This is a genomic window from Nocardioides sp., from assembly GCF_050699375.1.
GTDB lineage: Bacteria > Actinomycetota > Actinomycetes > Propionibacteriales > Nocardioidaceae > Nocardioides.
This window is the reverse complement of record NZ_JBOHDN010000242.1, coordinates 1-10,818: the sequence shown is the minus strand read 5'-3', so window position 1 is coordinate 10,818 and position 10,818 is coordinate 1. Positions and strand designations below refer to the sequence as shown.

The following is a 10,818-nucleotide window of genomic DNA, read 5'->3' as shown; positions in this document are numbered from 1 at the left end:
GACCTCGATGGTCTCGACAAGCTCGACCACCGCAAGCAGGGCCGGACACGTCTTGTGCCCGGCCCCGCCATCCGTGATCTGTGGATCAGGTGTTGCACCACGGCTGCCCGAAGAACTCCGAACAGTCCAGGATCACCTCGGCCTTGCCGACCTGGCCCTTGTCGTCCGTCACGGTGAGGCGCACCGTGTAGGTGGCGTCACTCGCGGGATACAGGTGGTCGGCCGTGACTCCGGTGGCGCTGGTACCGTCACCGAGATCCCAGCTGTAGCTCAGCTGGCGCCCCTCGGGGTCCGTCGATCCGGAACCGTCGAAGGTGCATCCGCCCGGGCCGTCGCAGGGCCAGGTGCCGATCGCAGCCTTTGGGGGCAGATTGCCGGCCTTGACCAGGATGCGGGTCTTGGCCCGCTTCCCGTCGTCGTCGACCACGGTGAGGATCACCGAGTAGTAGCCCGCGGCCGGGTAGGTGTGACTGGGCGTGGTCCCGGTGCCGGTGGTGCCGTCACCGAAGTCCCAGGTCCAGCTGGTGATGGTGCCGTCCGGATCGGTCGAGCCGGAACCGTCGAAGCTGCAGCCGTTGTTGTCTACGGAGCAGGATGAGGTCGCCAGGGCGATGGGAGCGCCCGGGTCGGGCGACGACGGCGGGTAGACCGCCTCGTCGTGGAGGTCGAGCAGCGGCTCCTTCGACTGGTCCCCGGAGTTGTCGGTCCAGTCCTGGTTGCCCGAGGTGATCACGGCGTCCCGGATACGCAGCACGTCGGCTCGGGTCTTGGGGTCGTTGCCGTTGCTGGTCAACCACGCGACCGCACCCGCGACGTGCGGGGAAGCCATGGACGTGCCCGACATCGTCGTGTACCCCGTGCCCTTGTAGGTGGAGTAGATGCAGGATCCGGGTGCGGCCACCTCGACGAGGGGGCCGAAGTTGCTGAAGTCAGCCAGCGTGTCGTCCGGCCCCTGCGCACAGGAGTCCGGGCTGCCCGTGCCTCCCGGCTTGCCGTCGTAGTCACTGAGTGCCGAGACCGTTACGACGTCAGGGTGGTTGGCAGGGCTGAAGGCCCCCGCGTCCTTGTGGTCGTTGCCGGCCGCCACGACGAAGACGACGCCGGCGTCGACGGCACGGGTGATCGCTGCGTCCATGGCCGGGCTCCTGCACTCGCAACCGAGACTCATGTTGGCGCCCTCGATCTCGTCCGCGTGCGCCGCGACCCAGTCGATGCCGGCGGCGATGCCGTCGGTCTGGCCGCTGCCACTGTCGTCCAGGACACGTACCGACCACAGGCGAGCGCCCGGAGCGACGCCGACGACGCCGGACCCGTTGTCGAGCGCGGCGATGGTTCCAGCGACGTGGCTTCCGTGGCCGTGGCCGTCCTCGCCGGTGTTATCGGTGCAGGTCGTCTTGTTGAGGCAGTCGGTGCGGGCGACGACATCGAGGTCGGGATGCGTCGCAGAGATTCCGGTGTCGAGCACGGCGATGTCGGCGTCGACCCTGGTGTCGACGCCATCGCCCACCTCCAGCTTGGGGTTGGTGCTGGCGAAGCTGCGAGCGATTCCGGTCGGCGTACTCTGGTCGGTGATCCTGACCTTCTGCACGCGTTCGATCGACACGACGCGGCGGTCGCCACGCAGGTCGCGGATCTCATCGGATGTCAGCGGGGCAGAGAAGCCGCGCAGCGCCGTCCGGTATACGTGACTGGGCTTCTCGATGCCTGCCGCAGCCGAGAACGCCGCCGGGTCACCGGCCGACGCCGTCAGCCGGACGATGTACTTGCCAGCTGGTTCGGCAGGTGGTGCGGCAGATGGTGCGGCACTCGCCGCGGTGGGGGCACCGAGCGCGAGCAGCAGTGGCGCCAAGAGCGCGATGGAGAGACGTCGCACGTGAACTCCTTTGTCCGAGCGGATCAGATCGCCACACCCTAGGGCTGTGACAACGGCGTTCCAATGGGACAAAAGGTCGCGATCCACCTCTGTTATCAGCGCAGCTGGATGGCTGTGGAACCTTCACACAACTCGGCCAAAATCGCAGGTCAGGAGCGGTCCGGTTCAAATGATGAGTGCACCCCGGATCCCCTCGAGTGTCGAAACTTAAGAATCCATCCAGTGCCAACGCACGCCTGCGGCGCCCCTCATGTCGGTCCCGACCCTGCACGGTGAGTGCTCCGAACCCATCCAGGTCGTGTCCCCGGCCTGCTCTGGGGCTGAGGCTGTCCGCCGCCGATAGTTCGAAAGACGCACCCGCTCCGATCCGGCGAACTGGATCTGCAGACAGAACTGCCCCACGTTTGCAGCGAACTGTCGCCCGTACTCCTCGGCCACCGGACCCGGCGGGGTGCCGAACTCGTACTCGATCACCGTGTGGTCCCCCTCCATGAGGAACCGGTCGAACAGCAGCTCCACGACGACCAGACCGGTCTGCTCATTGACCCGCATCTGGCCTGGGGTGCAGTTGCGCACGTCCAAGAGCTCGGTTGGCGATCCCCAAGGGTCATCGGCCGCGTGCAGGACGAGGACCCGCCCCAGCCCATCGCGCTTCGCGCTCAGCACGAAGCGGGATCGCGTGCTCCGGTGCGAGCGGTCACCACGGATGGTGACGACGTCGTGCACGCTGTGGAGGTCGTAGTCCGACCGGTCGCTCGGACCGAACTGCTCCCGCAACCAGGTATGGACCGGCTGGGTCAGGTTGATCTCGAGCTCGTGGTCCGGGCTGTCAGCCCGGACGCCTCGCGGACGACGCGGACCGAGCAACGACAGCAACGACAGCAACGACGCAGTCGGCACGCCGAGTAGCGGCTCGAGAGCCTGGATCGCGCGGATCGATGCCTCACGCTCCGGCCTGCTGCGACCGCGTCGCCAGTAGCTCAGGGTCGCCTCGCTCACCGTGATCCCTTGGCCCTCGAGATGGTGCCGGATCCGGTCGAGGGTGAGTCCTCGGGCATGGATCGCGGCATCCAGTGCGTCAGAGAACGGGCCGACCCGCAGCGCTCGCGCAAGGTCCGCATTGATGGTGCTCGGCGGTGAGGGCATCAGGTTCCTCCTGGCCATGGGACGCCTGTGTGGAGACGCACCGGAGGGTCGTGGGGGTGATCAGGAATGTAGCAGTGTGGCCGGCCGGTCTGACGTACGTCGGTGGAGTCGAGCTTGTCGAGACCGCGACGGCGCTGGTCTCGACAAGCTCGACCTCCGAGAGCCTCAGGCGAGCGCGGCGTCGAGCGTGATCGTTGTGCCGGTCAGCGCCTGGCTGACCGGGCAGCCGGCCTTGGCCGCCTCGGCGAGACTGACGAAGGTCTCGTTGTCGAGGCCCTCGACCACTCCACGGGTGGTCAGCTTGATGCCGGTGATGCCGGTGCCCGGGGTGAACGCGACCGCAGCGCTGGTCTGCAGGCTGGTCGCCGGGGTGCCGTTGTCGGCCAGGCCCTTGGAGAAGGCCATCGAGAAGCAGGACGAGTGCGCTGCCGCGATGAGCTCCTCGGGGCTGGTCTTGCCGCCCGGCTCCTCCGAGCGGGCCGGCCAGGAGACGTCGTACGTCCCGAGGCCGGAGGAGTCCAGCGTCACCTTCCCGGCGCCCTCGAAGAGAGTGCCCTCCCAGACAGTGGTGGCAGTGCGGGTGGTGGCCATCGTTATCTCCCAAAGATCGTGTGAGTGCGTACGCCTCCGATCCTGCCACGGGGTGCGTGGGAGACTGGCTGTGTGACGTTTTATGAGGAGATCGGCGGGATGGACACCATCCGCACGATCGTGGCCAAGTTCTACGAAGGTGTGGCGACCGACGAGCTGATGCGGCCGATGTATCCCGAGGAGGACCTGGGCCCGGCGCAGGAGCGGCTGACGCTCTTCCTGGCGCAATACTGGGGCGGCCCGAAGACCTACTCCGAGGAGCGCGGTCACCCGCGGCTGCGGATGCGCCACGCCCCCTTCGAGGTCACCATCGAGGCCCGCGACCACTGGCTCCAGCACTTTCGCGAGGGTCTCGACGCCGCCGGCCTGACCCCTGAGCAGGACGCACAGTTCTGGGCGTACGCCGAGCACGCGGCCAACTTCATGATCAACACCCCTGGGTGACCCTCCGGCGGGCCGGCTCGTCACGACCGCGCGTGACATACATCTAGAGTGACGCCCGTGTCGATGAGCTCATCCCCAGCGCGGCAGCGCCGGGCAAGACCGCTGCTGCGCCATCCCGGACAGGTGGTCGTGGCCGGGTTCGCGGCCACGATCCTGATCGGCACGCTGCTCCTGATGCTTCCGGTGGCGCGCACCGAGCCCGGCCACGCGCCGTTCCTGACCGCGTTGTTCACCGCGACCAGCGCCGTCTGCGTCACCGGACTGGTCGTGGTCGACACACCGACCTACTGGTCGACGTTCGGTGAGGTCACCATCCTCGGGCTGATCCAGGTCGGCGGGATCGGGATCATGACCCTCGCCTCGATGCTGGCGCTGGTCGTCTTCCGCCGCCTCGGACTGCGGTTCCGGCTCACCGCCGCCGTGGAACACACCAGCTCCGGCCTCGGCGACGTACGCAGCGTCATCAAGGGAGTGGTCGGGATCAGCCTGGTCATCGAGCTGATCATCGCGATCCCGCTGACGCTGCGGTTCTGGCTGGGCTACGACTCCACCCTCGAACGGGCTGCGTACGACGGTGTCTTCCACGCCATCTCCGCCTTCAACAACGCCGGCTTCGCGCTGCGGTCGGACAATCTGATGGGGTTCGTCGACGACCCTTGGATCTGTCTGCCCATCGCCGTCGCGGTGATCGCCGGTGGCCTCGGCTTCCCGGTGTGGTTGGAGCTGCTGCAGCGTACGAAGGTGCGGATGTGGAGCCTGCACACGAAGATGACCGTCTCCGGCACCATCGGCCTGCTGCTCATCGGCTCGTTGTTCTTCACGGCGGTCGAGTGGAACAACCCCGACACCTTGGGCGCGCTGAGCTCTCCGGGGAAGGTGCTGGCCGGCTTCTTCCAGAGCACCATGACGCGTACGGCCGGGTTCAACAGCCTCGACTACGAGCAGATGCACGAAGGCACGCTGCTCGGCGCGGACGTGCTGATGCTCATCGGCGGCGGGTCCGCTGGCACGGCGGGCGGCCTCAAGATCACCACCTTCATGCTGCTCTTCTTCGTCATCCTCGCCGAGGTGCGCGGCCAGCGCGAGGTCGAGGCGTTCGACCGGCGCATCGACCCGCGGGCCATCCGTCAGGCGCTCACGGTCGCGCTGCTCTCGGTCGGTTTCGTGGTCACCGGCACCATCGCGCTGCTGCACCTGGTCGACGCACCCACGCACCAGGTGCTCTTCGAGGCCGTCTCGGCCTTCGCCACGGTGGGGCTGTCGGCAAACCTCACCTACGACGTTCCCTCGGGCGGTCAGATCGTCCTCATCGCGATGATGTTCGTCGGCAGGATCGGTCCGATCACCCTTGTCTCCGCACTGGCGCTCCGCGACCGCGAGAGCCTGCACCGCTACCCGGAAGGACGGCCCCTCATTGGCTAGGACAAGGTTGAACAAGAACGGCACCACCCGCGGCGGCGTCGCCGTGCTCGGCCTCGGCCGGTTCGGCAGCGCCCTCGCCCTCGAGCTCGTCGAGGAGGGCGAGGAGGTGCTCGCCGCCGACATGAACCCTCGGACGGTGCAGGAGCACGCGGGTCTGCTCACCCACGTGGTCGAGGCAGACACCACGAGCGAGGACGCGATGCGTGGGCTCGGGCTGGGCGAGTTCGGCACCGTGGTCGTCAGCATCGGCACCGACATCGAGGCGAGCATCCTCACCGCGTCCGTCGCGGTCCACCTCGGCGTACGCAATGTCTGGGCCAAGGCGATCAGCGCACCGCATGCCAGGATCCTCACCCAGATCGGGGTGGACAACGTCGTCCGCCCCGAGCACGACATGGGACAGCGCGTCGCTCACCTGGTGCGGGGCCGGATGCTCGACTACATCGAGTTCGACGACGGCTACGTGTTCGTCAAGACCCGGCCGCCGGCCGTGCTGCACAACCGCAGTCTCACCGGCGTCGGCGTGCGTCAGACCTATGGCGTGACGGTCGTCGGGGTGAAACCGGCCGGCGGCACGTTCACCTACACGACGGCCGACACCGTCATCCGTCCCGACGACCACATCGTCGTCTCCGGACCACAGCACAAGGTCGAGGCCTTCGCGCGGCTCTGACACGGGCTCTCACGGGCCCTGCTCGAGGGTGTAGCCGACGCCGGGCGTGGTGACCAGGAGGCGCGGGTGAGCCGGGTCGTCCTCGAGCTTGCGGCGCAGCTGGGCGGCGTAGACGCGCAGGTAGTGGGTCTCCTTCGCATACGCGGGACCCCAGACCTCCTTGAGGATCTGCTCGCGTGGCACCAGTCGGCCGACGTTGCGCGCGAGCAGCTCCAGGAAGGACCACTCGGTCGGGGTGAGGCGTACGTCGTCGCCCGCCTTGTGCACCCGCTTGCGAGCGAAGTCGATCTCGAGGTCACCGACCGCAAGCGTGGTCGCGGCCGGGGGCGCGGACTCCTGGGAGCGACGTACGGCGGCGCGGAGCCGGGCCATCAGCTCGTTCATCGCGAACGGCTTGGTCACATAGTCGTCGGCGCCCAGGTCGAGCGCCTCGATCTTGTCGTCGCCGTGCTGGCGCGCGGAGAGCACGACCACCGGCACCTGGGTCCAACCGCGCAGCCCCTCGATCACCTCCGTGCCGTCGAGGTCCGGGAGCCCGAGGTCGAGCAGGACGACATCGGGGTGGGTCGCCGCCGCGGCGGCGAGCGCCGAGCGGCCGTCGGCGGCCGTCTCGACCTCCCAACCGGCGGCACGCAGGTTGATGGCGAGCGCCCGCAACAGGGCCGGCTCATCGTCCACGACGAGTACACGACTCATCGGGCCGCCCCCGTAGCGCAAGCGCCATCGTACGGACGCGGCCCGATGAAAGATCCGACGTTCACTCGCTGACGCTCGCTCATCGCCCGCTCCTCGCGCGCGGGACCGCGACAACCATGGTCAGGCCGCCGCCCGGCGTGTCCTCGGCCGAGAGTCGGATGCCCAGCGCTTCGCTCAGGCCCTTGGCCACGGCGAGACCGAGCCCCAGTCCGCCGGCCGAGGTGTCGTCGAGACGTTGGAACGGCTCGAACATCCGGTCCCGCTGCTCCTCGGGCACCCCCGGTCCACGATCGACGATCATCACCTCGACAGTCTCCGGCGTCTCGTGCGCCAGGACACGCACCGCCTCGCCGGCGTCGGGACCGTGGCGGCTGACCCGGACGGCGTTGCTGACCAGGTTGGCGACGATGCGCTCCAGCAGACCCGAGTCGGTGCGTACGAGCGGGGTGTCCTCACCGACCTCGAAGGCGATAGATCCCCGAGGCAGGCCGGCGACCGCCATCGGCAGCGACTCCTCCAGGCTGACGTCCCGCATCGCGGGGTGTACCAGCCCCGCCTCGATCCGCGAGAGGTCGAGCAGGTTGTCGATGAGCGCCTCGAGCTGGTCCGCGGAGGTGGCAGCCGACTCGACGAGCTCCTTGCGGTCCTCCTCGGGCACTCGACCCACCAGCAGTCCGTCGAGAGCGGCACGCATCGTGGCCAGCGGCGTACGCAGGTCGTGGGAGACCGCGCGAAGCAGCGCCGTCGAGGTCTGCTCGGCACGCTCCAGGGCGAGAGCGCGGTCGGCCTGGTCCCGCAGCCGTCGATGCTCCAGCACCAGCGAGGTCTGCACCGCGAACGCCTCCAGCACCCGGCGGTCCCGGGCCCGCAGAGGGGTGCCACGCAGCACGATCACATGGATGTCGTCGACGGCGACCTGGGCATCGCCCTGGTCCGGCTCCGCCGGATAGCCCGCCCCCGCACCCGCGAGCCGCACCCACCCCTGCGGCGTCTCCTCCAGCAGGACCACCGACTGCTGGGCGAAGGTCTCCCGCACCTGATGCACGATCGCCTCGGCAGTGTCCTGCCCGGTGAGCACGGAGCGGGACAGCGCGCCCATCGTGGCTGCCTCTCCCCTGGCCTGGCGTGCCTCGGCCGCCCTCCGCGAGGCATTGTCGACGACGGTCGCGACGCCGACGGCGACCGCCACGAAGATCACCAGCGTCACCAGGTTGCGCGGCTCGGCGATGGTGAACCGATGCACCGGTGCGGTGAACCACCAGTTCAGGTGGGCGAACCCGGCCATCGCGGCGACGACCGCCGGCCAACGTCCGCCGACCATCGCAACCAGGACGGTGGCGGCCAGCAGCAGCATGCTGGCGAGCGGAAGCTGGCCGGAGATGTCGCCCTCGATGCCGTCGTTGTGCAACAGCCAGACCAGGCCTACGGGCACCAGGATCGCGCTCAGCCATCCCAGCATCTGCCGGGTCCGGCTCAGGGGCGAGCCGAGTCCACCGCGGACCCTGGACCCTCGAGCGATCTCGTCATGGGGAACCAGGTGTACGTCGATCGACCCCGCGGTGGATGCGATCCGGTCCCCCGTGGTGCCGGTGAAGAGCCGGCGCAGCCGGCCGTGCCGGGAGACGCCGACGATGATCATGGTGGCGTTGGCACCGGCAGCGAAGTCGACGACGGCGGTTGCCGCGTCCTCGCCGATCACGCTGTGGAAGGTGCCGTCCAGTGACGCCGTCAACGACTGGATCCGCTCCAGCGACCCGGCTTCCGGCCTGGCCAGCCCATCGGCGGTGACCACGTGCACGGCCAGCAGCTCCGAGCCCTTCGCCCGTTGGCACAGCCGGGCGCCTCGCCGCAGCAGGGTCTCCGACTCGGGGCCACCGGTGATCGCGACCACGATCCGTTCCTTGGTCGGCCACGGATGCTCGATCCGGTGCTCGCGACGGTAGTCACCGAGAGCGTCATCGACCCGGTCCGCCAGCCACAGCAGGGCGAGCTCACGCAACGCGGTCAGGTTGCCGACCCGGAAGTAGGAGGTCAGGCTCGCGTCGATGTTCTCGGCCTTGTAGATGTTGCCGTGCGCCATCCGCCGCCTCAGCGCGTCGGGGGCCATGTCGACGAGCTGGATCTGGCCGGCGGTGCGGACCACCTCGTCCGGCACGGTCTCCCGCTGGCGTACACCGGTGATCCGCTCGACCTCGTCGTTGAGCGACTCCAGGTGCTGGATGTTGACGGTGGTGATCACATCGATCCCCGCCGCCCGGATCTGCTCGACGTCCTGGGCCCGTTTGGTGTGCCGGCTGCCGGGCACGTTGGTGTGCGCTAGCTCGTCGACGCAGACCACCTTCGGCGCGCGGGCGATGACCGCCTCCACGTCGAGCTCGGTGAAGGTCGCCCCGCGATAGCCGATCTCCCGGCGCGGGATCACCTCGAGTCCCTCGATCTGGCGCGCGGTGTTGCTGCGGTCGTGGGTCTCGACGAACCCGACCACCACGTCGGTCCCCCTCGCCTGGCGCCGCTGCGCCTCGCCGAGCATGGCGTACGTCTTGCCGACGCCTGGCGCGGCTCCGAGATAGACGGTCAGACGGCCCCGCTTCAGCGGGGACCGTCCGTCCGTTGACGTGGTCTGCACGTCCCTATTCAACCTCTCTGCGCGCGCACCGCGATGTTGAGCTCGAGCACATTGACCCGCGGCTCACCGAGGAACCCGAAGGTCCGGCCGTCGGTGTGCGAGGCCACCAGCGCCGCCACCGTGTCCTCCGAGAGCCCGTTGGCGCGGGCCACCCGGGACACCTGGAGGGCTGCGTAAGCCGGTGAGATGTCCGGGTCGATCCCGGAGGCGGAGGCGGTGACGGCGTCGGCGGGAACCTGGCCGACCGAGACGCCTTCGCGCGCGGCGACCTCGCGCTGGCGCTCCTTGATCGCCTTGACCAGGTCCGGGTCCTCCGGGCCGAGGTTGGAGCCGTACGTGGACAGCGTGTCCCAGCCGTCGCCGGCCGCGCTGGGACGCGGGTAGAAGAGCCCCTCGTCGTCGTTGCCCTGCCCGATCAGGGCCGAGCCGACCGCCTCGGCGGGGTCGTTGGTGCGCTCGCCGGTCCCGGTGACCAGGGAGCCGTCGGCCCGCCAGCCGAAGGCGGCCTGGGCGACGCCGGTGACGGCGAGCGGATAGACGATCCCGCACAGCAGGGTCGCGGCGATGAGGACGCGGAGCCCGGCGAGCGAGTGGCGTAGCAGTGCGAAGAGATCTGACATGTTCACAGTCCTGGGATGAGGGAGATGACGAGATCGAGCAGCTTGATCCCGACGAACGGCACGATCAGGCCACCGACGCCGTAGAGCAGCAGGTTGCGGCGCAGCAGGGCCGAGGCCGAGGACGGCCGGTAGCCGACTCCGCGCAGCGCCAGCGGGATCAGCGCGACGATGATCAGCGCGTTGAAGACCACCGCGGAGACGATGGCCGACTCCGGCGAGGACAGCCGCATGATGTTGAGGACGTCCAGCGCGGGGAAGGCGCCGACGAACATCGCCGGCAGGATCGCGAAGTACTTCGCGATGTCGTTGGCCACCGAGAAGGTGGTCAGCGCTCCCCGGGTGATCAGCAGCTGCTTGCCGATCTCGACCACATCGATCAGCTTGGTCGGGTCGGAGTCGAGGTCGACCATGTTGCCGGCCTCCTTGGCCGCGGTCGTCCCGGTGTTCATCGCGACGCCGACGTCGGCCTGCGCGAGCGCGGGCGCGTCGTTGGTGCCGTCGCCGCACATCGCGACCATCCGCCCGCCACGCTGCTCGCGCCGGAGCAGCGCGAGCTTGTCCTCCGGGGTCGCCTCGGCGAGGAAGTCGTCGACGCCAGCCTCCTTGGCGATGGCCGCGGCGGTAGCCGCGTTGTCGCCGGTGATCATCACCGTCTTGATGCCCATCGCGCGAAGCTCGTCGAACCGCTCGCGGATGCCGGCCTTGACCACGTCCTTGAGATGTACGA

At 68.9% G+C, this 10,818-nt stretch carries 10 protein-coding genes; 3 read left to right on the top strand and 7 right to left on the bottom strand.

Annotated features, from left to right (window positions below):
* Positions 1–85: 85 nt before the first annotated feature.
* The 3 genes from ACRDPS_RS17855 to ACRDPS_RS17845 all read right to left on the bottom strand — a co-directional run bounded on the left by ACRDPS_RS17855 (position 86) and on the right by ACRDPS_RS17845 (position 3,610).
* On the bottom strand, positions 86–1,873 hold the full coding sequence (locus ACRDPS_RS17855; protein ID WP_431503007.1) for a S8 family serine peptidase: 1,788 nt from the start codon (positions 1,871–1,873) through the stop codon (positions 86–88).
* Positions 1,874–2,080: 207 nt separating this feature from the next.
* Positions 2,081–3,019, bottom strand: coding sequence for a hypothetical protein (locus ACRDPS_RS17850; RefSeq protein WP_431503006.1), 939 nt, complete (start codon positions 3,017–3,019; stop codon positions 2,081–2,083).
* A gap of 165 nt (positions 3,020–3,184) precedes the next feature.
* On the bottom strand, positions 3,185–3,610 hold the full coding sequence (locus tag ACRDPS_RS17845; protein WP_431503005.1) for an OsmC family peroxiredoxin: 426 nt from the start codon (positions 3,608–3,610) through the stop codon (positions 3,185–3,187).
* Positions 3,611–3,682: 72 nt separating this feature from the next.
* Here ACRDPS_RS17845 and ACRDPS_RS17840 point away from each other — a divergent pair, with 72 nt between their 5' ends.
* The 3 genes from ACRDPS_RS17840 (at position 3,683) to ACRDPS_RS17830 (ending at position 6,149) form a co-directional block, all read left to right on the top strand.
* A complete protein-coding gene (locus ACRDPS_RS17840) occupies positions 3,683–4,054 on the top strand; it encodes a globin (protein ID WP_431503004.1) in 372 nt (123 codons plus the stop codon).
* A gap of 63 nt (positions 4,055–4,117) precedes the next feature.
* Positions 4,118–5,476: a TrkH family potassium uptake protein gene (locus tag ACRDPS_RS17835; protein WP_431503008.1), complete on the top strand. Its 1,359-nt coding sequence runs from the start codon at positions 4,118–4,120 to the stop codon at positions 5,474–5,476.
* A gap of 7 nt (positions 5,477–5,483) precedes the next feature.
* Positions 5,484–6,149 carry a potassium channel family protein gene (locus ACRDPS_RS17830; RefSeq protein WP_431503003.1) on the top strand — a complete coding sequence of 222 codons (666 nt, stop codon included), beginning with the start codon at positions 5,484–5,486 and terminating at the stop codon, positions 6,147–6,149.
* A 9-nt stretch (positions 6,150–6,158) separates the two neighbouring features.
* On the opposite strand, the gene ACRDPS_RS17825 is transcribed toward ACRDPS_RS17830, so the two are convergent.
* The 4 genes from ACRDPS_RS17825 to ACRDPS_RS17810 all read right to left on the bottom strand — a co-directional run.
* Positions 6,159–6,845 (bottom strand): response regulator, encoded by a 687-nt coding sequence (locus ACRDPS_RS17825; RefSeq protein ID WP_431503002.1) that lies wholly within the window; start codon positions 6,843–6,845, stop codon positions 6,159–6,161.
* A 79-nt stretch (positions 6,846–6,924) separates the two neighbouring features.
* Complete coding sequence (locus ACRDPS_RS17820) at positions 6,925–9,471, bottom strand: DUF4118 domain-containing protein (protein ID WP_431503001.1); 2,547 nt, start codon at positions 9,469–9,471, stop codon at positions 6,925–6,927.
* Between the two features lie 8 nt (positions 9,472–9,479).
* Positions 9,480–10,091: a potassium-transporting ATPase subunit KdpC gene (kdpC, locus tag ACRDPS_RS17815; protein ID WP_431503000.1), complete on the bottom strand. Its 612-nt coding sequence runs from the start codon at positions 10,089–10,091 to the stop codon at positions 9,480–9,482.
* 2 nt (positions 10,092–10,093) lie between these two features.
* A partial coding sequence (locus ACRDPS_RS17810) for an HAD-IC family P-type ATPase (RefSeq protein WP_431502999.1) occupies positions 10,094–10,818 on the bottom strand: 725 nt, incomplete at its 5' end.